This is a genomic window from Mycobacterium sp. E1386, from assembly GCF_001672745.1.
Lineage (GTDB): Bacteria > Actinomycetota > Actinomycetes > Mycobacteriales > Mycobacteriaceae > Mycobacterium.
Window position 1 is genome coordinate 1 of the sequence record NZ_LZKH01000250.1, and the last position, 22578, is coordinate 22578.

The following is a 22578-nucleotide window of genomic DNA, read 5'->3' on the forward strand; positions in this document are numbered from 1 at the left end:
TTGTTGCACACCGGAACGTCCACCCAATCGCCCTGCACCGGCCGGGTGAACACCGACTCCCAGCCCATGGGGCCGCCTTCGAGCCGAACAACACCGTGCCCGGCACCGGGCTCAGCCCCGACAAGATGCTGCAGGCCCGCGGGTTCTCCTACTCCGACGCGCACCGCGCCAGGCTGGGGACCAACTATCGGCAGATCCCCGTCAACACGCCGAAGGTCGAGGTGAACAGCTACTCGAAGGACGGCGCGATGCGGATGAATAACGTCTCCGACCCCGTGTATGCGCCCAACTCCTACGGCGGGCCGCACGCCGACCCGGCGCGTGCCGCCGAGGTGCGCTGGCACGCCGACGGCGACATGGTCCGCGCCGCCTACACGCTGCACGCCGAGGACGACGACTGGGGACAGGCGGGCACCATGGTCCGCGAGGTCCTCGACGACGAGGCCCGGGACCGGCTGGCGCACAACATCATTGGCCACGTCTCCAAGGGCGTGAAGGAGCCGGTGCTCTCGCGGGTGTTCGAGTACTGGCGCAACGTCGATCCCGACCTCGGCAAGAAGGTCGAAGAGGGCGTCCGGGCAAACGGGGGCTGACCTCGTGCCGGGGTGGCTGGCATGATCGCTTCATGACCATGCGGGCTCGCGCGGCCGCCGTCACCCTCGGCCTGGGGGTCGGCGGTGCGGTCGCACTTCCGGTTGCGGCCGCGCACCCCTCCGACCCGGGGGTGGTGAATTACGCGGTCCTGGGCAAGGGGTCGGTCGGCAACATCGTCGGCGGCCCCATGGGCTGGGAGTCGGTGTTCACCCGGCCGGTGCAGGGCGATTGGGTGGACGTTCCGGTGTGCAACAACTGGGCCGACATCGGCCTGCCCGAGGTGTACGACGACCCAGACCTGGCGTCGTTCAACGGTGCCGTCACCCAGACATCGGCCACCGACCAAACCCACTTCGTGAAGCAGGCCGTCGGGGTGTTTGCCACCAACGACGCTGCCGACCGCGCCTTCCATCGGGTGGTGGATCGGACGGTGGGGTGCTCGGGCCAGACCACCCCGATGCACCTGGACAACGGGGTCACGCAGGTGTGGTCGTTCGATGGCGGGCCGCCCGGCGCCGCCGACGCGAACTGGACCAAGCAAGAGGCCGGCACCGATCGGCGGTGCTTCAATCAAACCAGGCTGCGTGAAAATGTGTTGTTGCAGGCCAAGGTCTGCCAGTCTGGCAACGCCGGGCCGGCGGTCAACGTCCTGGCTGGGGCGATGCAGAATGCGCTAGGTCAGTGAGCCGGGTTCGGGACCGCATCGGGCATGCTTGAAATTGCGCGCGAACGGGAATATGTCGGGGCCATCTGCTAGATGAAGTAGTGGCGGTAACCGTTCCGTTGGCTGTGTCGGGAAGCGGTCCGCAGGCGCGTGCTCGAGCTTGCCAAGGCCCGAAGGGATAGTGATATGACGTTTGCCGCTATCACTACCGCCGGCTCCGAGCTGGCCAGTCCCGAGATGGCCGATTCCAAAACCGCCGCCCGCTACATCGCCGACGGTTGCTTGGTGGACGCCCCGCTGGGGCGCGTGGGTCTGGAACTGGAAGCGCACTCCCACGACCCGTCCGACCCCCATCGCCGGCCCGGTTGGCAGGAGATCGCCGACGTTCTGGAGGCCTTGCCTGAGCTGCCGGGCGGCAGCCGGGTCACGGTGGAACCCGGCGGCGCGGTGGAGCTGTCCGGCCCGCCGGCCGACGGGGTGGCGGCCGCGATCGACGCGATGCGACGCGACCAGGCCGTGCTGCGGTCGGCGTTCGTCGATGCCGGCCTGGGCCTGGTCTTCCTCGGGGCGGATCCGCTGCGGCCGCCCAAGCGCATCAACCCGGGCGCGCGTTACCGAGCAATGGAGCAGTTCTTCGCGTCCAGCCGCTCGGGCGAGGCGGGTGCGGCGATGATGACGTCCACCGCGTCCATCCAGGTCAACCTCGACGCCGGGCCGCGGTCCGGCTGGGCGGACCGGGTGCGGCTGGCGCATGCCCTCGGGCCCACCATGATCGCAATGGCGGCGAACTCACCGATGCTGCGCGGCGAGTTCACCGGCTGGGCATCCACCCGCCAGTGGGTGTGGGGGCAGATGGACTCGGCGCGGTGCGGACCCATCCTGGGCGCCAGCGGCGACGACCCCGGCACCGACTGGGCGCGCTACGCGCTCAAGGCGCCGGTGATGCTGGTGCACACCCCGGACGCCGCGGCGGTCACGCACTGGGTGCCCTTCGCCGACTGGGTGGACGGACGGGTGTTGCTCGGCGGTCGCCGCCCCACCCTCGCCGACCTGGAATACCACCTGACGACGCTGTTCCCGCCGGTGCGCCCGAGGCAGTGGCTGGAGATCCGCTATCTCGACAGCGTGCCGGACGACTTCTGGCCGGCCGTGGTGTTCACCCTGGTGGCCCTGCTCGACGACCCGGTCGCGGCCGACACAGCGGCCGAGGCGGTCGAGCCGGTGGCCACCGCCTGGGACACGGCGGCCCAGGCGGGACTACGTGACCGGCGGCTGTACGCCGCGGCCAACAAGTGCGTGGCCGTCGCCGCTCAGCTGGCGCCGCCCGAACTCGGCGATTCGATGCAGCGGCTGGTCGACGCCGTCGAGCGGGGCCGATGTCCCGGCGACGACTTCTCCGACCAGGTGATCCGACAGGGCATCGCGGCCACGGTCGCCGAGGCGGCGCGCCGCCCGCAAGGGGGGCTGTGACTTCCGCCAATGATTCCGACCCGCTGCGCCCGCTTGCGCCGCGCTTGCGATCGTCATGCCGGGCAAGTCTCGCCGACGATTTGGCGCGGGCGCGGACGCGGACCTTGCGGCTGGTCGAGTTCGACGACGCCGAGCTGTACCGGCAGTACGACCCCCTGATGAGCCCGCTGGTGTGGGACCTGGCGCACATCGGTCAGCAAGAGGAGTTCTGGCTGCTGCGCGGCGGTGACCCCGGCCGGCCCGGCATGCTGCCGCCGGCGGTCGAGGGCCTCTACGACGCCTTCGTGCACTCCCGCGCCAGCCGCGTCGAGCTGCCGCTGCTGTCGCCGGACCGTGCGCGGGCATATTGCCGCACGGTGCGGTCCGCCGCCCTCGACGCCCTCGACGCCCTGCCGGAGGACAGTGACGACTTCGCGTTCGCGTTGGTGATCAGCCACGAAAACCAACACGACGAAACCATGCTGCAGGCGCTCAACCTGCGCACCGGGGCTCCGCTGCTGCGCGACCATGCGGCGCTGCCGGCCGGCCGGCCGGGGCTGGCCGGCACCTCCGTTCTGGTGCCCGCCGGCCCTTTCGTGCTGGGCGTGGACGCCGCGAGTGAACCGTATTCGCTGGACAACGAGCGGCCCGCCCACATCGTCGAGCTGCCCGCGTTCCGGATCGGCCGGGTGCCGGTCACGAACGGCGAATGGCGGCACTTCATCGAAGACGGCGGCTACCTGCAGCCGCGCTGGTGGTCCGAGCGTGGTTGGGAGCATCGCCGGCGCGCGGGCCTGACCGCGCCACAGTTCTGGAGCCCCGACGCGCGAACACGCACCCGGTTCGGCCGCGTCGAAGACATCCCCGCCGACGAGCCGGTGCAGCACGTCTCCTACTTCGAGGCCGAGGCCTACGCGGCCTGGGCCGGCGCGCGGCTGCCCACCGAGGTGGAATGGGAGAAGGCCTGCGCATGGGATCCGGCTACCGACAGCCGCCGTCGCTACCCGTGGGGAGCGCAGCCGCCCTCCGACGACCTCGCCAACCTGGGCGGAACCTCGTTGCGTCCGGCACCCGTAGGGGCCTACCCGGCCGGCGCCTCGGCGTATGGGGCGGAACAGATGCTCGGCGACGTGTGGGAGTGGACCACTTCGCCACTGCGGCCCTGGCCCGGATTCGTTCCGATGATCTACGAGCGCTACTCGCAGCCGTTCTTCGACGGCGACTACCGGGTGCTGCGCGGCGGCTCGTGGGCCGTGGCGCCCGCTATCCTGCGGCCGAGCTTCCGCAACTGGGACCACCCGATCCGGCGCCAGATCTTCTCCGGCGTCCGGTTGGCTTGGGACGTCGAGGATTTCACCTGATGTGCCGTCACCTCGGCTGGCTCGGGGCCGACGTCACCGTGTCCTCGCTGGTGCTGGACCCGCTGCACGGCCTGCGGGTGCAGTCGTATGCGCCGCGCCGGCAGAAGCACGGCCTGCTCAACGCCGACGGTTGGGGCGTCGGGTTTTTCGATGATTCCCCTGGAGGGCAAGTGCCCCGCCGCTGGCGTAGCAGTGCGCCGCTGTGGGGTGACACGTCGTTCGACTCCGTCGCACCGGCGCTGCGCAGCCGCTGCGTGGTTGCCGCGGTACGCTCGGCGACGGTCGGCATGCCGATCGATGTCAGCGCGACGGCGCCGTTCACCGACGGCCAGTGGATGTTGTCGCACAACGGCGTCGTTGACCGTGCCGTGTTGCCCCTCAGCTCGCGGGCCGAATCCGTCTGTGACAGTGCGTTGCTCGCCGCTGTCATCTTCGAGCGCGGCCTCGCCGCGCTCGGCGAGACCATCACCGAGGTCGCGGCGGCTGACCCCGACGCCCGACTGAACATATTGGCAGCCAACGGTTCTCGCCTGTTGGCGACCACCTGGGGTGATACGTTGTCCATCCTGCGGCGTGCGGACGGGATTGTTCTGGCCAGCGAGCCATACGACAACCACCCCGGCTGGGAGGACGTGCCGGACCGCCACCTCGTCGAGGTCACCGCGGCGGGCGTCGCGCTGACCCCACTGGATCACTCGGAAGGTTATCGATGACGCTGACACTGTCCAACCACCTGGCCGCCGACTCCGCCGATCAAGCGTTGCGCCGAGATGTGTTCGACGGCCTGCAGCAGACGCCGAAGTCGTTGCCGCCCAAGTGGTTCTACGATTCGCTGGGCAGTCACCTGTTCGATCAGATCACCCGGTTGCCCGAATACTATCCGACCCGCGCGGAGGCCGAGATCCTGCGCGCGCGGTCGGCCGAAGTCGCGGAGGCCAGCGAGGCCGACACCCTGGTGGAGTTGGGCAGTGGGACGTCGGAGAAGACCCGGCTGCTGCTCGACGCGCTGCGTGAACGCGGATCGCTGCGCAGATTCGTACCGTTCGATGTCGATGCCGGCATACTGTCGACGGCCGCGGCGGCGATCCAGCAGGAATACGCCGGCGTCGAAATCAATGCGGTCTGCGGCGATTTCGAGGAACACCTGACCGAGATCCCAGCCGGCGGGCGGCGCCTGTTCGTTTTCCTTGGATCGACGATCGGCAACCTGACACCCGGACCGCGCACGGCGTTCCTGTCGAGCCTGTCCGCCCAAATGCGCCCGGGCGACAGCCTGCTGCTCGGCACGGACCTGATCAAGGACACCGGTCGGCTGGTGCGCGCCTATGACGACTCGGCCGGGGTGACGGCGGCGTTCAATCGCAATGTGCTGGCGGTGATCAACCGGCAACTCGACGCCGATTTCGACGTCGAGGCGTTCCAGCACGTGGCGCGCTGGAACGCCGAGGAGGAACGCATCGAAATGTGGTTGCGCGCCAGCCGCCCGCAGCGGGTCCGCGTCGACGCGCTCGATCTGACCGTCGATTTCGCGGCCGACGAGGAGATGCTCACCGAGGTGTCGTGCAAGTTCCGCCCGGACGGGGTGCGCGCCGAATTGGCCAGCGTGGGACTGCGCCGCACCCGGTTCTGGACGGACGCCGCGGGTGATTTCGGGTTGTCGTTGGCCGTGAAGTGACGGCCGCGGGTTCGCTTGCGGACCGCTGGCGGGCGACCCGCCCGCCCGTGGCCGGGCTGCACCTGGACAGCGCGGCGTGTTCGCGGCAGAGCCTCGCGGTGATCGAGGCCGCCGCCCTGCACGCGCGCAACGAGTCCGAAATCGGCGGCTACGTCGCGGCCGAGGCCGCCGCGCCCGCGCTGGACGCCGGGCGGGTTGCGTTCGCCGCGCTGGCCGGCATGCCCGACGCCGAGGTGGTGTTCACCACCGGCTCCCTGAACGCGCTCGATCTGCTGCTCGGCGGCTGGCCGGCCGACCGGCGCACCGTGGCGTGCCTGCCCGGCGAATACGGCCCCAACCTGGCGCTCTTCGCTGCCCACGGCTTCGATCGCCAGCTGCTGCCGACCCTCGAGGATGGCCGCGTCGCGCTCGACGACGCGGCGCTGGCACTCGAGGCCGACCCGCCCGATCTGGTCCACCTCACCGCGGTCGGCAGCCACAGCGGCGTGGTGCAACCGCTGTCGATGATCGCGCAGCTCTGCCGCGAGCTGGGGCTGCCGCTCGTCGTCGACGCCGCCCAGGCGCTGGGCCAGGTGGATTGCGCGGTCGGCGCCGACGTGACCTATGCGTCGTCGCGCAAGTGGATCGCGGGGCCGCGCGGCGTCGGGGCGCTCGCGGTGCGACGCGAGCTGATGGAGGGCTTGCGCCCGCGGCTGGCGCCGCCGGACTGGCTCGCGGGCTCGTTCACGGTCGCCCAGCAACTCGAATTCGGTGAAGCCAATATAGCCGCGCGCGTTGGCTTTTCGCTGGCACTGGGAGAGCACCTGGCGTACGGGCCACCCGCCGTGCGCGCACGGCTGGCCGAGCTGGGCGCCACCAGCCGCCGGGCGCTGGCCGACGTGGCCGGCTGGGCGGTGGTCGAGGAGGTCGAGGAGCCCAGCGCCATCACCACCCTGGCCCCGGTCGACGGCGCCGATCCGCAAGCGGTGCGGGCGTGGCTGCTCGCCGAGCGGCGGATCCTGACCACCTTCGTCGGCGTACAGCGGGCGCCGCTGCGACTGGCCGGTCCGGTGCTGCGGATCTCGCCGCACGTCGACACCACCGCCGAGGATCTGCAGACCTTCGCCGAGGCGCTGATCGCCGCGACGGCGGCGACGTCGGGTTGAGCCTCAGCCCACCTTGTGCGCCGAGTTCGCGGGCTTGCCCGGTCAGTTCTCCTCGAGGAGTTCCAGAAGCCGGTGTCCTCGCTCGGTGAGCCGGTAGATGACGTTGCGTCCGACTCTGGTTCCGACGATCGTTCCGGCATCGCGCAATACGGCGAGGTGGCTGCTCACGGTGCCCAGGGATAGGCCGAGGGTGCGTGCGAGTTGGGTGCTCGTGGCAGGGGTTTGCAGTTGCCTGGCGATGCGGGACCGACCAGGCCCGAGGAGGGTCGAGAGGGCGTCGGTGCGATCGGCGCCGGGGGTGGCCGGCTCGGCGTGTGGCCCGTGGGCGCAGTAGACCAGGGCGTAGCGCGGGGGCTGTTCACACGTCCACCAGCCCCCGGTTGTGGTCCGTGGGACGAAGATCAGCCCCTCGTCGATAGTGCGGTCCGGCCAGTGCTGACTGCTGAAACGAATTGCGTTGTCGCCAACCCAGATTGAGCGCTGCTTCATCGTCTCGACGGTATGCTTCCACCCGTAAGCGGACAGTAGCCCCGCGCGGTACATGATGTCGCGTTCGAGAACGGCACGACGACGCGGCCAGTCCGGCTCGACGAATTGCTGCCAGCCCTGCTCGAACACCTCCGCGGTGCGGACCGCGAGGTTCTCGCGGCGGAGCCAGTCGAGTTGATGGGTCTTCCAACTCGCAGCCGCAGCGGCACGCACACCCGCGCGGATCTGGTCGTCGCTGAAGGCGGTCATCGCACCGAGTTCGTCGGCCAGCCGGGTGTGGACGCCGTGCTCAGGCGGCAACGCCACGATGTCGGGAAGCCGTTTGGTAGTGGCGATCAGCGGCAGTAACGCGTTAGCCATGGGATTTGCGCCCAGCCAGCGGCGATAGGCCGGCTGATGTTCGGCGTACCAGCGGGCCAAGGCGGCGTCGGCGCATCGGCGCTGCAAGGTGATCAGCACGCCCACCGTCTCGGCCAGCGGCGAGATGGCGAACCGGCAGTGCGCCAGTGCATGGGGGCTGAGCTTGAGAAGTGTCATATCCTTGCGCCATTTATCGTAGAGATGGCGACGCTACCGTGCCGCTGCCCATGCTGTCTCTCCTATGGCACTCTCGCCGGCACGAAGGACAGCCCACACACCGTTCGGTCGCTTCTTGTTGGGCAGGGCGGTCTCGCTGGCCGGTAGTGCGATGACACCGGTCGCGCTGAGCCTGGCGGTGCTGCAGGCGTCGCATCGTCTGAGCGACCTTGGGGTGGTGTTGGCCGCTCAGGTCACCGCGCAGCTGAGTTTGCTGTTGGTGGGCGGTGTATTCGGTGACCGCTGGCCGCGCCGCACCCTTCTGATAGGGACGAATCTGGGAGCAGGCCTCACCCAAGGTGCCGTTGCCGCCGTGTTGCTGAGCGGTAACTACCAACTGCCACTGGTGGCTTGCCTGCAATTCGCCAACGGCGCACTGGAGGCCTTCGCGTCGCCCGCGCTGCGAGGCATCGTGCCGGAACTGGCCGAAACCTCGCAACTGCCGCGGGCCAACGCGGCACTGGCCACCGTAAAGAACCTCACGAAGGTTCTTGGGCCGGCCATCTCCGGCGTGCTCGTCGCTGCGGGCGGCGGCGGGATCGCCGTGGCCGTCGACGCCGCCAGTTTCCTGGTCGCCGCCGCGATCTTGGCTGGGCTGCCCCGGATCTCCGCACCCGCGCGCCCCGCGGGAAGCGGAGTGTTGACCGATATCCGCCGCGGTTGGCACACATTTCGGTCAACGCGATGGCTTTGGTCGACCAGCTGCTCCTTCGCGGTCATCAACCTGATCGGGACCGGAACGTGGCAGGTGTTGGGTCCCGAGATCACCACGGCGTCGACGAGTGCACCCGTTTGGGGTATGGCTTTGAGTGCGCGCGCTATCGGCGCCCTCGCAATGGGGGTGCTGCTGTATCGCCATGCCCCTCAACGGTTTTTGGGCACCGGCCAGCTCATCGCGGCCTTGGGCGCGTCCGGGTTGCTGGGCTTGGGCCTCGACCTGCCGACTCCGTGGTTCATGCTGGCGGCGTTCATTTCCGGGCTGGGCTTCTCCGCGCCGTCGATAGCGTGGGATACCTGCGTGCATCAACACGTGCCCCGGCACGAGCTGTCGCGCATTTCCGCATACAACGATCTGCTGTCGTACACATGCGTGCCCGTCGGACAACTACTCGTCGGACCTGCCGCGGCGTGGTTGGGGCCGGCCAGCGTTGCGCTCTACGCGGGAATCGGCTTCGTGGTGGCAGCGATCGCCCCACTCAGCAGCCGCTCCGTCCGCCAACTGGCGTAGCAGCCTGTACTTCGTGAACCCGCCTGGTCGCCGCGGCGGCGGTGACGTCTGACGAGCCTCAGCCCGATTTGTGCGCCGTCAGCAGGTAGGCCGGCATCTTCATCCGGCCCTTCTCATCGCGGTCGTGCGGTGGAAACTCGAAGGGCGCGTTGGGGATTTCGACGACGTTGGACAGGATGAAGGCCGGCCGGATCTCGTCGACTACCCAGTACTTGCTCACCGCGGCGCGCAGTTCGTCCTCGTCGACCTCGTTGGGCTTCGGTTCCATCTCGGCGGGGAAGGCGCCCTTGGCGAACACCAGCACGAACAGGTTGGCGCCCGGCGCGGCCGCGCGGTGGACGCAGCTCAGGTAGCCGTCGCGGCCCTCGACCGGCAGCGAGTGAAACAGCGTGGAATCGACGACGGTGGAGAACCGGCCGTCATAGCCACCGAACGAGGTGATGTCGGCCTGCACGAAGCTGGCCGTGGTCAACCCGCGCTCCTGGGCCGCCTTGGTGGCCGCCGCGACGGCGGTCGGCGTGAGGTCGACACCGACAACCGTGTGGCCCTGGGCTGCCAACGCCAACGAAAGTTCGGCGAACCCACAGCCGGCGTCGAGCACGTCGCTGCGGAATTCCCCGGCCGCGGCCAATGCGGCCAGTTCGGGTTGCGGCTCACCGATGTTCCACGGCGGCGGACCCTCGAAGTGCGCCTGTTCGCGGTATGCGCTGTCCCAGTCCATAACGTGATCGCCCGTCATGGTTTTCAACGTACCCGCGGTCAAGACTCCCAGGTGTGCACCGGCTCGTTGGCGTGCATGTGGTCGCAGTACCGGCGCAGCATCTCGGCCAGCGCGGCCGGCCGGGTCATCCCGCCGTCTTCCAGAGCGCGCACGGTGGATACCTGCCAGCTGGCGCCGTTGCGGCCCGACCTGGCGCGGCCCTCGATGACGCCGAGGAACCGGTCCCGCACCTCGGCGTCCATCCCCCACCGGCGCAGTCCCTCGTCGGCGATCGGCAGCAACGTATCCAGCACCAGCGCGGTCGCCGCCACCTCACCCAGACCCGGCCAATGCAGCCGGGCGTCGATGCCGCGGCGCGCCGCCTCGAGGAAATTCCCCTGTGCCGCAGCGAAGTCCATGCGGGACCACAGGGGCTGTTCGTCCTCGGAGAGGCTGCGCAGCACGCCGTAGAAGAAGGCCGAATTGGCCACCATGTCCACGACGGTCGGCCCGGCCGGCAGCACCCGGTTCTCCAGCCGTAGGTGCGGGCGCCCGTCGACGACGTCATAGACCGGCCGGTTCCACCGGTACACCGTGCCGCTGTGCAGCCGCAGCTCGGAGAGTTGCGGTGCGCGCCCGGCGGCCAGCTCGGCGGCCGGATCCTCGTCGGAGACCTCGGGCAGCAGGGACGGGAAGTAGCGGATGTTCTCTTGATACAGGTCGAGCACCGAGCTGATCCACCCTTCGCCGAACCACACCCGCGGCCGCACGCCCTGGGACTTGAGCTTCTCGGGCCTGGTGTCGGTGGACTGGGTGAACAGCTCGATGCGGGTCTCGGCCCACAACTGGTGGCCGAAGAAGTACGGCGAGTTGGCACCCAGCGCCAGCTGCGGGCCGGCCACCACCTGGGCGGCATTCCAGTTGGCGGCGAACGTTTCCGGCGCCACCTGCAGGTGCAATTGGATGCTGGTGCAAGCGGATTCGGGCGCAATCGACACGGCCTGCCAGTTCAGCGGCTCGGGACCGGAGATATTGATCGGGATGTCCTCGCCGCGGGCGGTGAAGATCGAGTCATTGAGCGCCGCGTACCGCCTCGAGTCGCTCATCCACCCGGTGGTCAGATGCTCGGGCATCAGCGTGGGCAGGATCCCGATCATCACGATGTGCGCGCCGCCCGCGCCGGCCTTGATCTCGGCGTCGTTCAGACTTGCCCGCACCTCGCCTTCCAGGTCGAGCGCGATGCGTCCGGGCAGGGCATGCGGCGGCACGTTGAATTCGATGTTGTAGGCGCCCAATTCCGGCTGGAACGCCGGATCCCCGATGGCGTCCAGCACGTCGCGGTTGGACATCGCCGGCTGGTAGTCGGCGTCGACGAGGTTGCACTCGATCTCCATGCCGGTCAGCGGCTTGGCCGAGTCAAAGCGCGACTGTTCCAGCATCGCCTCGAACACGTCCAGGCACACCTGGAGCTTGCGCCCGTATTCCCGCCGATGTGCGCTGGTGTACGTGGTGCGCTTGACCTCTTCGCCCACACCGCCGATGGAACAGGGTTACCGGCGGTAACGCAAGCTACCCGGTGAGCTTGTCGAGTTCACCCGGGCATGATGGACTCCTGACGTGTCCGAGTCCGCTGAGTTCGTAGCCGCCATCGACCAGGGAACCACCAGCACTCGCTGCATGATCTTCGATCATGACGGTGCCGAAGTGGCTCGCCATCAACTCGAGCACGAACAAATCCTGCCCCGCGCCGGCTGGGTCGAGCATGACCCGGTCGAAATCTGGGAGCGTACGTCGTCGGTCCTGATGTCGGTGCTGAACCGTGCCAACTTGACCGCCAAAAACCTTGCCGCGCTTGGCATAACGAATCAGCGGGAAACCACACTGGTGTGGAATCGGCGCACCGGGCGGCCCTACTACAACGCGATCGTCTGGCAGGACACCCGCACCGACCGCATCGCGTCGGCGCTGGAACGAGACGGCCGCGGCGAGGTGATCCGCCGCAAGGCGGGCCTGCCGCCTGCGACGTATTTCTCCGGCGGCAAACTGCAGTGGATCCTGGAGAACGTCGACGGGGTGCGCGAGGCGGCCGAGAGCGGTGACGCCCTGTTCGGCACGCCGGACACCTGGGTGTTGTGGCACCTGACCGGAGGCCCGCGCGGCGGCGTGCACGTCACCGATGTGACCAATGCCAGCCGGACCATGCTGATGGATCTGGAGACGCTCGACTGGGACGACGAGCTGTTGTCGTTCTTTGGCATCCCGCGGGCGATGCTGCCGGCGATCGCACCGTCGTCGTCGCCACAACCGTACGGCGTCTCCGCGCAGGCGGGGCCGGTCGGCGGCGAGGTGCCGGTCACGGGGGTCCTCGGCGACCAGCACGCGGCGATGGTGGGCCAGGTGTGCCTGTCGGAGGGCGAGGCGAAGAACACCTACGGCACCGGGAACTTCCTGCTGCTCAATACCGGCGAGACGATCGTTCGGTCGAAGAACGGCCTGCTGACCACCGTCTGCTACCAGTTCGGTGACGCGAAACCCGTTTACGCCCTTGAGGGTTCGATCGCGGTCACGGGCGCTGCGGTGCAGTGGCTGCGTGACCAGTTGGGCATCATCAGCGGCGCGGCGCAAAGCGAGTCGCTGGCGCGCCAGGTCGCCGACAACGGCGGAGTGTATTTCGTCCCGGCGTTTTCCGGGCTGTTCGCGCCCTATTGGCGATCGGATGCCCGCGGCGCGATCGTCGGGCTCTCGCGGTTCAACACCAACGCGCACCTGGCCCGCGCGACGCTGGAGGCGATCTGCTACCAGAGCCGCGACGTGGTGGACGCGATGGCGGCGGATTCCGGTGTGCGCCTTGAGGTGTTGAAGGTCGACGGCGGCGTCACCGGCAACGACCTGTGCATGCAGATTCAGGCCGATGTGCTCGGCGTCGACGTGGTGCGTCCGGTGGTCGCCGAGACGACCGCGCTGGGCGCGGCCTACGCGGCGGGTTTGGCGGTGGGGTTTTGGGCCGACCCTTCCGACCTGCGGGCCAACTGGCACGAGGACAAGCGCTGGACGCCGGCCTGGACCGACGAGCAGCGCGCCGCCGGGTACGCGGGTTGGCGCAAGGCGGTGCAGCGGACCCTGGACTGGGTCGACGTGACCTGATCCAGGGTCCGCTGTGCCTGTCGGCGCTCAGTCTTCGCCGAGGATGCCGTAGACCTCACGCCGCGCGTTGTTGAGGATTTCGACGATGCGCTGCTGCTGCTCGGCGGTTGCGGTGTGCGCGGATTGCGCGACCGCGCCGAACAGCTGGCCGATGGCCGCCCGCAGGTTCATGTGACCCGGGTCGGCGCCTTCGGTGATCTCGTCCCACGGCGGGGTCTCGACCTTTTCGGCCGCCGCGCGGCCCTCGTCGGTCAGCTCGAAGAGCTTCTTGCTGCCTTCGCTTTCGCTGGCCGTGATCAGGCCCTCGTCGGTCAACAGCTGCAGCGTCGGATAGACCGAACCGGGGCTGGGCTTCCAGAGCCCGTTGCTGCGTTCGGCGATCTGCTGGATCATCTCGTAGCCGTGCATGGGGCGCTCGGCCAGCAGCGCCAGGATGGCCGCGCGGACGTCGCCGCGCTTGCCGCGACCCGGGCCGCCGCGGCGCCATCCGCCACGTCGGCCGCCCGGCCCGAAGCCGAAACCCGGACCGAATCCAGGTCCGAAGCCGGGGCCGAACCCCGGGCCGAAGCCCGGCCCGAAGCCCGGGCCGTCGTGGCCGGGCCCGTGCTCGCGGAGGTGTTCGAAGAACTCCTGGCGAGCCCGTCGCCTTGCACCGTGCATGGCACGCCGTTGCGTGTCGGGGCCGAAGCCGAAACCGGGACGGCCGGCGAACGGAACGCCGGCGGGGGTGAATGGGTCGTTCATCTCTGTTTCCTTACGTCTGTTTGGGAAGCGCACCGTGCGCTTCGAGGTATCACGATATATCGGAAAGTATCGCGATGCAACGGGGCATTTGGCAGGCGGTGCTCAGCCGCCGCCGGTAGGGCCCGCGACCTCCGGTTTTGGGTGCCGGCGGGCCCGCGGATCGGATGCCCGGGCCCGGTTTGCACTCGCCGGGCGACGGGTAGGACCTCTGGGATGAACGCTGATAACTCCAACCTGACTGTGGGTGGCGGGACCTCGACCGCGGCAGGCCCGGGGCAGGGTGGCAGCGGAGGCGGGCGCAACGTGTGGCCGTGGGTGAACTGGGGGTTGGCGCTGGCCACGGTGCCCGCCGCCGCCATCGTCATGCTTTTCGCGCTCGGCGCGGTGATGAGTACCGACGGCTGCAGCGACCGCAGTTGCCCCAACCTGGGCCACGGCGGGATCGATTTCGGGGTCGCGTTCTACGGCGCGCCCGCCGTCGCGGTCGTCGTGATCGTCATCTCCCTTTTCACCGCGAAGCGCCGCGGCGGCATCGCCGTTCCGCTGTGCGGTTGGGCGCTGTTGATCGCCGACGTCGCCCTCATGGCGGCCAGCGTCTCCGGTTAACCGGGCGGCGCGAACCCGCCCGGCTCAGGATGCGGCGGACCATGCTGGGGTGCACCCGGGTCCGGCCACGGGACCGCCTGCCGTGGTGGCGCGGGCCAGGCCGGCCACGGCGGGGCGCCTGCCGGCGGCATGGCCGGGCGAAGCCTCGCCAGTTCGCGGCGGTGCCGTTCGGCGAGCACGGCGGCGAGCACCAGCTCCGGCGGCGCGCCGGGCGGGGGTGGCGGGGCGATGCGGGACACCACGTCACCGGCGATGCGGTAAGCCATCTGCAGCCGTAACTGCGGATCGAGTTGCGTTGCCCGCGAGAGGAATTGCCGTGCCACCTCGGCCTGGCCGGGGGACAGGCCGGAAAGTTGCAACGACGAGGCCCACCAGGCCAGCGAGGGCGGCATCACCGGCGGGGGGCCAAGCCGGGGGCCGCGCTCGTTCACGACGACGGTGCCCGCGAAGATGTCGCCGACCCGCTTGGCCTTCGGTGACAGGATGCTGCAGATGACGGCGGGGCTCCCGAACAGCATCCAGATCTCCACCACCGCCGCGAGGGCGCGAAACAGGGCCTGCCGGAAGCGTTCTGGCCCGCCGTCGTCGGACACCACGCGCAGACCCATCGCGATCTTGCCCACCGAGCGTCCGCGCGTTGCCGTTTCGAGCACCACCGGATAGCCGACGATCACCACGACGGTGAAGATGAGCAGGATGGCGGTGCTCAGCGCGGTGTCGAACTGGGTCAGTGTGGCGGCCCACAACATCAGCCCGAGCAGATAGCACACGACGATCACGGCGATATCGATCAGTGCGCTCACGGCCCGCACCGGCAACTGGGCGATCTGCACGTCGAGCACGACGGCGTCGCCGGTCACCACCTCCGACATAACACCGAACGGTACAGGGCGATTAGGCTGCGCAGGGTGGACGTCGACGCATTCGTGCTGGCCCATCGCGGTACGTGGGACCGCCTCGACCGGCTGGTCGCGAGGCGTCGCTCGCTGACCGGCGCCGAAGTCGACGAGCTCGTCGAGCTGTACCAACGGGTGTCCACCCACCTGTCGATGCTGCGCTCGGCCTCGTCGGACTCGCTGTTGATCGGTCGACTCTCGAGCCTCGTCGCGCGCGCCCGTTCCGTGGTGACCGGCGCCCACGCGCCGTTGAGCGGTACGTTCGCCCGGTTCTGGACGGTGTCTTTCCCGGTGGTCGCCTACCGGTCGTGGCGGTGGTGGCTGGGCACCGCGGTGGCGTTCTTCGCCGTGGTGGTCGTTATGGGGTTCTGGGTGGCAGGCAATCCCGAGGTGCAGTCGGCCGCCGGAACCCCAAGCGACATCGAGCAATTGGTCAACCACGACGTCGCCTCCTACTACAGCGAGCATCCCGCCGCGGCGTTCGCCCTGCAAATCTGGGTGAACAACTCCTGGGTCGCCGCGCAGTGCATCGCGTTGTCCGTTCTGCTGGGACTGCCGATTCCGATCGTGCTGTTCCAGAACGCGGCCAACCTGGGCCTGATCTCCGGGCTGATGTTTCAGGCCGGCAAGGGCGGTGTGCTGCTCGGGTTGCTGATTCCGCACGGGCTGCTGGAGCTGACGGCGGTGTTCCTGGCGGGGGCGGTGGGGATGCGGCTGGGGTGGTCGGTGATCTCGCCCGGGGACCGGCCCCGCGGGCAAGTGCTCGCCGAACAGGGGCGCGCCGTCGTGTCGGTTGCGATCGGTCTGGTGGGCGTGTTGTTGGTCTCGGGGTTGATCGAGGCGTTGGTGACGCCGTCGCCGCTGCCGACCTTCGTGCGGGTCGGCATCGGGATCATCGCCGAGGCGGCATTTTTGGCCTACATCGGGTATTTCGGTCGCCGTGCGGCGAAGGCCGGGGAGACCGGCGACATCGAGGACGCGCCCGACGTGATCCCCACCAGCTGAGCTACAGCCGACCGGAGGCCTTCATCGCCAGGTAGTGGTCGGCCAGGGCGGGGGCAAGGTCGGTGGGCGGGGCATCGACGACCTCCACCCCGCTGCGGCGCAGGCGGGTGGCGATCGCGCGACGGTCGTTACGCGATCGCTCGGCGGCCGCCGCGTCGTAGACGGCGGCCGGATCGGAACGCCCGGCGGCCAGTTGGTCGACTCGCGGGTCGGCGACCGCGGCCACCATCAGGTGGTGTTTGGCCGACAACTGGGGCAGCACTGGCAGCAGGCCCTCGTCGAGCGCCGTCGCGTTGAGGTCGGTCAGCAGCACCACCAGTGATCGCCGGCGGGCCCGCCGCGCAATGGCGGAAACCATTGCGGTCCAATCGGGTTCGAGCAGCGCGGGTTGCAGGGGGGCCATCGCCTCGACCAGGTGGGCGAGCAGTTCGGTGCGCGACGCCCCGAAGACGCCGGCGCGGCTGACCCGGTCGTGTGCGAGGAAGTCGACGTGATCGCCGGCCCGCGACGCGAGCGCCGCCAGCAGCAGCGCGGCGTCCATGGACCAGTCCAGCCGGGGCCAGCCCGCGGGATCGGCGGCCGTCGGGTCGACACCCACCCGGCCCGCCGAGGTGCGCCCGGTGTCGAGCACGATCACCACCCGCCGGTCGCGTTCGGGGCGCCAGGTGCGGACGACGACGTCGGCGCGACGCGCGGTGGCGCGCCAGTCGATCGACCGCACGTCGTCACCGACGACATATTCACGCAGCGAATCGAATTCGGTTCCCTGGCCGCGGATCAGCGTGGGCAGCAGCCCGTCGATCTCGCGGAGCTTGGCCAGCCGGGCCGGCAGGTGCTTGCGGGACAGGAACGGCGGCAGCACTCGCAGCAGGCCCGGAACCGCCTGCGACCCTTGCCGTCCCGCCAGTCCCAGCGGCCCGATGGACCGGGCGGTGACCACCGCGGCCCGTTGCTCGCCGCGGCGGACCGGCCGCAGCTGGGACTGAATGTGCTGATGCTGCCCGGCGGGGATGTTCACGGGATGGATGCGCGGTCGCGCGCCGGCGCTGGGCGGCCACGCGTCGCGAACCTGGCCGCGGAACCGCCGCCGGCCGTCGTTGTGGATCAGCAACCCGACGTCCACCTGCTGCGCGAGCCGGGCGGAGCGATCCGGGGAGCGGATGTAGCGCAACCTGCGGGTGCTGGCCGCCAGCCCGATGTCCACGGCCACCACGATCGCCAGCGTGACCGCCAGCGCGACGAAAGTGTTTGCCGGCCAAGGCGACAGCGCGATGGGCAGGACGCAGATCAGCGCGACCAGCCCGGTGCGTCCGGTCAGGACCACTAGCGGGGCACCGGAACCGAGGCCAAAATGCCGTCGAGCACGCCGTCGGGTGTGGCCCCTTCGAGCTCGGCCTCGGGGCGCAGCATCACCCGGTGCCGCAGGGTCGGGCGGGCCATGGCCTTCACGTCGTCGGGGGTGACGTAGTTGCGGCCGGACAGCCAGGCCCAGGAACGCGCCGTGGCCAGTAGCGCGGTGGCCCCGCGCGGCGATACGCCCAGCTGCAGCGCGGGCGAGGAGCGGGTGGCCCCGACGGTGTCGACGATGTATCCCAGGACCTCGTCGGCGACCAGCACGTGTCGCACGGCGTCGCGCCCGGCCGCCAATTCGGCGGCCCCGGCCACCGGTTTGATCGCCGACAGGTCGCGGGGGTCGAAGCCGTGCGCGTGCCGGGCGAGGATGGCGATCTCCGCATCGCGCGGCGGCAGAGTCACATTCAGCTTGAGCAGGAATCGATCCAGCTGGGCTTCGGGCAGCTGGTAAGTGCCCTCGTATTCGACCGGGTTCTGGGTCGCGGCGACGATGAACGGATCGGGCAGCGGCTGGGCGACGCCTTCCACGCTGACCTGGCGCTCCTCCATCGCCTCGAGCAGCGCGGCCTGGGTTTTCGGCGGGGTCCGGTTGATCTCGTCGGCCAGCAGCAGATTGGTGAACACCGGGCCGGGCCGGAACTCGAATGCGGCGGTGCGTGCGTCGTACACCAGCGAGCCCGTCACGTCGCCGGGCATCAGGTCGGGGGTGAACTGCACCCGCTTGAACTCCAGTTGCAGCGCGGCCGCCAGCGCGCGCACCAGCAGCGTCTTCGCCACTCCCGGAACGCCTTCCAGCAGCACGTGACCGCGGCACAGCAGCGCGATCACCAGGCCGCTGACCACCCCCTCCTGTCCGACGACGGCCTTGGCGAGCTCGGTGCGCAACGCCAGCAGGGCATCTCGCGCCGATTCAGCGGTGGGGGTCGAGGCGGTAGATGGTTGCGTCACGTCCGTGTGACCTGCCTTTCGATGTCGTCGAGCGCACGGGCAAGTTGTAGCAGGTCGTGGTCGGTCGCCGGGGGCGGCCCGAACAGCTGGTAGGAGACGAATGCCGGGTCGGCCCCGCTGCGTCCGGCCACCGCGGCCGCCACCGCCGGCGGGGGCGCCCCGATGCTCAGACCCAGCCGGGGCACCAGCCGCTGCAGCGTGGCGGTGCGCAGCGCCGCGGCGGCGCGGTCGCGCGCCCGGCGGGAACGGTACAACCGGCCGCGGCCCTCGACGGTCTCCGAAGCGCGCACCACGACGGGCAGCTCCTCGGCGACCAGCGGGCCGGGCCGCCGGCCACGCCACAGGGCGACCAGCAGCACAACCAGGCAGAGCTGCCAGACGATCCAGGTCACGTTCTGCGGGATCAGGTCGCCAACCGAACCGGGCGGCGGTGATTCGCCCTCGACCCGGTGGGGCGCGTACCAAATCAACCGGGGCCGGGCGCCCGCCAGGTTCATCGCCAGCGCGGCGTTACCCGCCTGCAGCAGGGCGCCGTTGGTCAGGAAATCGGTGCTGCCCACCGCCGTGATAGTCCGCCCGCCGTCCCGGAAGCGAATCAACGCACCGTCGTAGCAGCGGGTCATCGGCCGGCCGTCGGTGGCGCGGTAGGTGTCGCTGGGCCCGAATCGCACCGGGCCGGCCCGAGTGGCCTCGCGCAGTGTGCAGTCGGGATCGGTGTCGAACGTGCCGGCCGCCGAGACGCGCAGGCCGGGCAGGAATGCCTCGCGGGTGCGCGCCGTCGGCTCCACCAGCAGCAGATCGCCGGGCGCCTTCGCCAGCCGGTCCAGCAGCGGGGCGGTCAGGTATTGGCTTTGCGCCACCAGGATCAGCGCGTCCGGCCGCGCCGCCCGTTCCACGTCGGCGATGCCGTCGGCGACGACGACGTCGACGCCGCCGCCGCGCAGGAGTGCCACCAGCGCATGGGTGCCGTCGGGACCCGTCGATGCCGGATCCATGCGAGCGCCGGGTCGCGGCGCGGTGAGGTAGGCGTCGACGCCGGCGATGACGGCGAGCACGATCAGGGTGACGATGACCCAGCGCCAGGAACGCCAGCGCTGCATCGGCGTCGGGCCGGTGGCTTCGGGACGTTGGATTGTCGCCATCACCGCACCTGCGCCCACGAGTCGGAGGCGGCGGGCTGCGCCGGTCCCGCGGGTAAGGCCGCCGAGCGGGACCGCAGGTGGTCGTCGAGGTCGGCGATCATCTGGTACGCGGCCTGGGTTCCGGGTTGTTCGCCGTAGGTGACGTCATTGAAAGCCGTTGCGGCCTGCGATAATTCGCCGGCAAGGTGGGGCAGCGCGGCGCCGGCGTCGGAGGCCAGTTCGTTGGCGGTACGCCCGGGCGCCGGGTTCAGCACGCCGGTCTCCTCGAGCTGGCGGGCGACGGCCCGCAGTCGATGACGAATCGCCGCGGCCCACTCGCCTTGCGCCGCATAGCTTTCGGCGGTCGCACGATGCTGGGCCGCGGTGAGCAGCGCGGCTTCGAACAACTGGTAGTCGCCGCCACGCTTGGTGCGCATGGTGCGCCGCGCGATGTGGATGGCGACCGCCAGCGCGATCCCCAGCATGATGAAAAGCACCGTCGCCGTGAGCCATCCACCCGGCAGCGAGGCCGTCTTCTGCAGCAGCCGATAGATCGTCTCGTTCAGCCATTCGGCTAGCTGTTGCTCTCCCGATCCCTTGGAGTAGATCGGCTTGTTGAGCTCGTCCTGGGCGGCCTGGTGCGCGGCATCGCGGTCGATGTCGATGGAGGGCACGGTTGCACTCGTCCTCAGGCCGGCCGCGTCAGCCAGAGGTTGTCGGTGGAGCCGGCCACGTACGGTCCGCCGGCGGCGCCGGTCTGCAGGACCAGATCGAAGGCCTCGGCGCGCATCCGGCGATCGGTGTAGAGCAGCGCGATGACGCCCGCGTTGAAAGGCGCGGTGATGATCTCGCCGATCGCCGCGCCCACCGACGCGACCACGGTGCTGATGAGGAAAGCCGCGGTGGACGAGGTGATCACAAAGAACTGGCTGACGATGTTGAACGGCACGGCGACCGCGCCCCCGACGACGGACGTCACCACGAGCGTCAGCAGCCGGATGCCCAGCACTCGCCAGAATCCGCCGCGGACCAGCGCGAACGATCGGGTGATGGCGTCAAGAACCGGCAGCCGCTCCAGCACGATCAGCACGGGTGCAAACAACACCACCGTGTACAGGTACACCAGCAACGCGATCACGGCCAGCGCGAGCGGCAGGCCCAGCACGACCGCCACCGCGGGGTTGCCGATAGCCGCCAGCACCGCGACGATCACGGCCGCCAGGCCGGCGACAACCGCCATCACCGCGCCTTCGAGCACCGCGAGACCGAACAACGGCACCAGGCGCCCCCGGATCTTGGCCCACGTCTCTCCGATGGTGATCGGCGACCCGAACACCGCCCGCCCGACGATGACGGTGAGCATTCCGGACAACAGCATGCCGCCCAGCCAGGCGACGACCACGCCGGCGCCCATCGACGTCAGCCACGCGCCCACGACCCCGGTGGTCAGCTCCTTGGCGTGGTCGGTCGTCAACCTGCCGTAGGCCGCCAACGGTCCGAAAACGGCGGCCTTCGTGACGATTTGGATGAACACCACGACGATGGCGGTCAAGCCCAAAGCCGCCTTCGGATTGGCGCGGACGTAGCCGACCGCGCCGTTGAAGATGTCGCCAAGCGTCAGCGGTCGCAGCGGGATGATGCCGGGTTTGACCGCTCCCGGAACCAGTTGCGGCGGACCGTATTGCCAGGGGGACGGCGGCCCGTATCCCGGGGGCGAGCCACAGCCGGGCGGGGGGCCGTAGCCCGGTGGCGGGCCGTAGCCCGGATAGCCGGGCGGCGGCGCGCTCAACGTGTTCCGCGGTGTATGCGGACGGGCCCGTCGTTCGTCATGGGGTCCATCCTGTCGGTGGTCCGGGCATTTCTCAATCATGGTGGGGCGGTCGGCGCGTAGCGTCTCTGGCATGGCCGAACTCAAATCCCGGCTGCGGGCCGACCTGACCGACGCGATGAAGAGCAAGGACAAGCTGCGCACGGCGACCCTGCGCCTACTGCTCGCCGCGATCCAAACCGAGGAAGTTTCCGGCAAACAGGCCAAAGACCTCTCCGACGAAGAAGTCATCAAGGTGCTGGCGCGGGAGTCGCGCAAGCGTGCCGAATCGGCGGAGATCTACACCCAGAACGGCCGCGGGGAGCTCGCCGCCAACGAGCACGCCGAGGCGCGGATCATCGACGAATATCTGCCGACGCCGCTCACCGAGGCCGAGGTGGCCGACGTCGCGGACACCGCCATCGCCCAGGTCGCCGAGGAGATCGGCGAGCGCCCGAGCATGAAGCAGATGGGCCTGGTGATGAAGGCGGCCACCGCGATCGCGGCGGGTAAGGCCGACGGCGCCCGATTGTCGGCGGCGGTCAAGGAGCGGCTGTAGGGACCACCACCCGGGTGCCGTCCGGGCCCCGCCTGGTGACGCGCCGGGCGTCGAGCTGCTCCAGCAAGGGCACGGCGACCCTGCGGGTGGTGCCGAGCGCGCGGCGCGCGTCGCTGACGGTGAACGGCTGGGGCAGCGTCGCGAGGACGCCCGCCGCCCGGTCCAGCGCGCCGGACCCGAGCACGACGCCGTCGGCGATCCGGGTCAGCCGCCCGGTGCGCACCGCGGCGGCCAGCTCCCGGGGCCCGAGCTTGAGCTCGGCCAGTTCGTCGGCCTCCGGTGCCCGAAAGGGCTCAGCGGCCAGCCACTCCTCGATGGTGCGCACCGCCTTGTCGACCCGGGCCGGCAGGGCCGCCCCCGGCGAGCGGACCAACCCGTCGACCACCTGAAGGCCGGTGCCCTCCAGCAGCGTCGGCAGTAGTTCCGCGGCGGGCAGGCCGGCGCGCTGTCGCAACGTCTCGAGCGGCATTCCCGCCGCGATGTCATGGTCCTGGGCCCAGCCCCGCACCGCGGC

The 22578-nt window shown here is 69.9% G+C and carries 23 protein-coding genes; 12 read left to right on the forward strand and 11 right to left on the reverse strand.

Translation table 11 applies throughout. The features are described from left to right. The 7 genes from A5709_RS25275 to egtE all read left to right on the forward strand — a co-directional run. Positions 1–593, forward strand: a 593-nt coding sequence (locus A5709_RS25275) for a catalase (protein WP_231987071.1), incomplete at its 5' end; no start/stop codon positions are given. Positions 594–631: 38 nt separating this feature from the next. Continuing rightward, on the forward strand, positions 632–1279 hold the full coding sequence (locus A5709_RS25280) for a sensor domain-containing protein (protein WP_156768155.1): 648 nt from the start codon (positions 632–634) through the stop codon (positions 1277–1279). A 165-nt stretch (positions 1280–1444) separates the two neighbouring features. Continuing rightward, on the forward strand, positions 1445–2728 hold the full coding sequence (gene egtA, locus A5709_RS25285) for an ergothioneine biosynthesis glutamate--cysteine ligase EgtA (RefSeq protein ID WP_068123375.1): 1284 nt from the start codon (positions 1445–1447) through the stop codon (positions 2726–2728). 44 nt (positions 2729–2772) lie between these two features. After that, positions 2773–4068 (forward strand): ergothioneine biosynthesis protein EgtB, encoded by a 1296-nt coding sequence (gene egtB, locus A5709_RS25290; RefSeq protein WP_068123408.1) that lies wholly within the window; start codon positions 2773–2775, stop codon positions 4066–4068. Beyond that, positions 4068–4781: an ergothioneine biosynthesis protein EgtC gene (egtC, locus tag A5709_RS25295; protein WP_068012139.1), complete on the forward strand. Its 714-nt coding sequence runs from the start codon at positions 4068–4070 to the stop codon at positions 4779–4781. Before egtB ends, egtC begins: the two co-directional genes overlap by 1 nt. Continuing rightward, a complete protein-coding gene (egtD, locus tag A5709_RS25300; protein WP_068123378.1) occupies positions 4778–5743 on the forward strand; it encodes an L-histidine N(alpha)-methyltransferase in 966 nt (321 codons plus the stop codon). Before egtC ends, egtD begins: the two co-directional genes overlap by 4 nt. Continuing rightward, complete coding sequence (gene egtE, locus A5709_RS25305) at positions 5740–6888, forward strand: ergothioneine biosynthesis PLP-dependent enzyme EgtE (RefSeq protein ID WP_068012141.1); 1149 nt, start codon at positions 5740–5742, stop codon at positions 6886–6888. The genes egtD and egtE overlap by 4 nt, the downstream gene beginning before the upstream one ends. A gap of 42 nt (positions 6889–6930) precedes the next feature. Here egtE and A5709_RS25310 read toward each other — a convergent pair whose 3' ends face one another. Further along, on the reverse strand, positions 6931–7914 hold the full coding sequence (locus A5709_RS25310; RefSeq protein WP_068123379.1) for a helix-turn-helix transcriptional regulator: 984 nt from the start codon (positions 7912–7914) through the stop codon (positions 6931–6933). 115 nt (positions 7915–8029) lie between these two features. On the opposite strand from A5709_RS25310, the gene A5709_RS25315 reads away from it, so the two are divergent. Further along, positions 8030–9181 carry an MFS transporter gene (locus A5709_RS25315; protein WP_197520232.1) on the forward strand — a complete coding sequence of 384 codons (1152 nt, stop codon included), beginning with the start codon at positions 8030–8032 and terminating at the stop codon, positions 9179–9181. A gap of 58 nt (positions 9182–9239) precedes the next feature. Here the strand turns inward: A5709_RS25315 and A5709_RS25320 are convergent, their stop codons facing one another. Next, positions 9240–9920: a class I SAM-dependent methyltransferase gene (locus tag A5709_RS25320; protein ID WP_068123382.1), complete on the reverse strand. Its 681-nt coding sequence runs from the start codon at positions 9918–9920 to the stop codon at positions 9240–9242. 20 nt (positions 9921–9940) lie between these two features. Next, positions 9941–11413, reverse strand: a complete 1473-nt coding sequence (locus A5709_RS25325) for a glutamate--cysteine ligase (RefSeq protein WP_067948932.1) — start codon at positions 11411–11413, stop codon at positions 9941–9943. Positions 11414–11498: 85 nt separating this feature from the next. On the opposite strand from A5709_RS25325, the gene glpK reads away from it, so the two are divergent. After that, on the forward strand, positions 11499–13025 hold the full coding sequence (gene glpK, locus A5709_RS25330) for a glycerol kinase GlpK (protein ID WP_067948930.1): 1527 nt from the start codon (positions 11499–11501) through the stop codon (positions 13023–13025). A 27-nt stretch (positions 13026–13052) separates the two neighbouring features. Here glpK and A5709_RS25335 read toward each other — a convergent pair whose 3' ends face one another. Continuing rightward, the gene (locus A5709_RS25335) at positions 13053–13769 is read right to left on the reverse strand and encodes a PadR family transcriptional regulator (RefSeq protein WP_068123384.1); all 717 of its coding nucleotides are present in this window, start codon (positions 13767–13769) and stop codon (positions 13053–13055) included. Positions 13770–13982: 213 nt separating this feature from the next. On the opposite strand from A5709_RS25335, the gene A5709_RS25340 reads away from it, so the two are divergent. Beyond that, entirely contained in the window at positions 13983–14375 is a 393-nt protein-coding gene (locus A5709_RS25340; protein ID WP_067948926.1) for a hypothetical protein, read from the forward strand. Here the strand turns inward: A5709_RS25340 and A5709_RS25345 are convergent. Next, complete coding sequence (locus A5709_RS25345) at positions 14372–15247, reverse strand: RDD family protein (protein ID WP_068123387.1); 876 nt, start codon at positions 15245–15247, stop codon at positions 14372–14374. The genes A5709_RS25340 and A5709_RS25345 overlap by 4 nt on opposite strands. 36 nt (positions 15248–15283) lie before the next feature. Here A5709_RS25345 and A5709_RS25350 point away from each other — a divergent pair, with 36 nt between their 5' ends. Next, positions 15284–16276, forward strand: a complete 993-nt coding sequence (locus tag A5709_RS25350; RefSeq protein ID WP_068123390.1) for a stage II sporulation protein M — start codon at positions 15284–15286, stop codon at positions 16274–16276. Between the two features lies 1 nt (position 16277). On the opposite strand, the gene A5709_RS25355 is transcribed toward A5709_RS25350, so the two are convergent. Genes A5709_RS25355 through A5709_RS25375 form a run of 5 tightly spaced genes read right to left on the reverse strand, consistent with a single transcriptional unit; the run spans position 16278 to position 21601 of the window. Continuing rightward, positions 16278–17600 carry a DUF58 domain-containing protein gene (locus tag A5709_RS25355; RefSeq protein ID WP_068123393.1) on the reverse strand — a complete coding sequence of 441 codons (1323 nt, stop codon included), beginning with the start codon at positions 17598–17600 and terminating at the stop codon, positions 16278–16280. Next, the gene (locus A5709_RS25360; protein WP_068123396.1) at positions 17600–18577 is read right to left on the reverse strand and encodes a MoxR family ATPase; all 978 of its coding nucleotides are present in this window, start codon (positions 18575–18577) and stop codon (positions 17600–17602) included. The genes A5709_RS25355 and A5709_RS25360 overlap by 1 nt, the downstream gene beginning before the upstream one ends. Further along, on the reverse strand, positions 18574–19719 hold the full coding sequence (locus tag A5709_RS25365) for a DUF4350 domain-containing protein (protein WP_068123411.1): 1146 nt from the start codon (positions 19717–19719) through the stop codon (positions 18574–18576). The genes A5709_RS25360 and A5709_RS25365 overlap by 4 nt, the downstream gene beginning before the upstream one ends. Next, positions 19719–20372: a DUF4129 domain-containing protein gene (locus A5709_RS25370; RefSeq protein WP_068123400.1), complete on the reverse strand. Its 654-nt coding sequence runs from the start codon at positions 20370–20372 to the stop codon at positions 19719–19721. Before A5709_RS25370 ends, A5709_RS25365 begins: the two co-directional genes overlap by 1 nt. Positions 20373–20386: 14 nt before the next feature. Next, positions 20387–21601: a hypothetical protein gene (locus tag A5709_RS25375; protein ID WP_068123403.1), complete on the reverse strand. Its 1215-nt coding sequence runs from the start codon at positions 21599–21601 to the stop codon at positions 20387–20389. Here A5709_RS25375 and A5709_RS25380 point away from each other — a divergent pair. Continuing rightward, positions 21600–22064 (forward strand): GatB/YqeY domain-containing protein, encoded by a 465-nt coding sequence (locus A5709_RS25380; RefSeq protein ID WP_067945379.1) that lies wholly within the window; start codon positions 21600–21602, stop codon positions 22062–22064. The two genes, A5709_RS25375 and A5709_RS25380, sit on opposite strands and share 2 nt — an antisense overlap. Here the strand turns inward: A5709_RS25380 and A5709_RS25385 are convergent. Next, positions 22048–22578 (reverse strand): SelB C-terminal domain-containing protein (locus A5709_RS25385; RefSeq protein WP_197520233.1); only part of this gene is annotated, 531 nt, incomplete at its 5' end. The genes A5709_RS25380 and A5709_RS25385 overlap by 17 nt on opposite strands.

What these genes read in the sequence shown, in the direction of transcription:
- A5709_RS25280 (WP_156768155.1), top strand. Translation starts at nt 632, where the DNA reads ATGCGGGCTCGCGCGGCCGCCGTCACCCTCGGCCTGGGGGTCGGCGGT.
- egtA (WP_068123375.1), top strand. Translation starts at nt 1,445, where the DNA reads ATGACGTTTGCCGCTATCACTACCGCCGGCTCCGAGCTGGCCAGTCCC.
- egtC (WP_068012139.1), top strand. Translation starts at nt 4,068, where the DNA reads ATGTGCCGTCACCTCGGCTGGCTCGGGGCCGACGTCACCGTGTCCTCG.
- egtD (WP_068123378.1), top strand. Translation starts at nt 4,778, where the DNA reads ATGACGCTGACACTGTCCAACCACCTGGCCGCCGACTCCGCCGATCAA.
- A5709_RS25310 (WP_068123379.1), bottom strand. Translation starts at nt 7,914, where the DNA reads ATGACACTTCTCAAGCTCAGCCCCCATGCACTGGCGCACTGCCGGTTC.
- A5709_RS25320 (WP_068123382.1), bottom strand. Translation starts at nt 9,920, where the DNA reads ATGACGGGCGATCACGTTATGGACTGGGACAGCGCATACCGCGAACAG.
- A5709_RS25335 (WP_068123384.1), bottom strand. Translation starts at nt 13,769, where the DNA reads ATGAACGACCCATTCACCCCCGCCGGCGTTCCGTTCGCCGGCCGTCCC.
- A5709_RS25340 (WP_067948926.1), top strand. Translation starts at nt 13,983, where the DNA reads ATGAACGCTGATAACTCCAACCTGACTGTGGGTGGCGGGACCTCGACC.
- A5709_RS25345 (WP_068123387.1), bottom strand. Translation starts at nt 15,247, where the DNA reads ATGTCGGAGGTGGTGACCGGCGACGCCGTCGTGCTCGACGTGCAGATC.
- A5709_RS25365 (WP_068123411.1), bottom strand. Translation starts at nt 19,719, where the DNA reads ATGGCGACAATCCAACGTCCCGAAGCCACCGGCCCGACGCCGATGCAG.
- A5709_RS25380 (WP_067945379.1), top strand. Translation starts at nt 21,600, where the DNA reads ATGGCCGAACTCAAATCCCGGCTGCGGGCCGACCTGACCGACGCGATG.
- A5709_RS25375 (WP_068123403.1), bottom strand. Translation starts at nt 21,601, where the DNA reads ATGCCAGAGACGCTACGCGCCGACCGCCCCACCATGATTGAGAAATGC.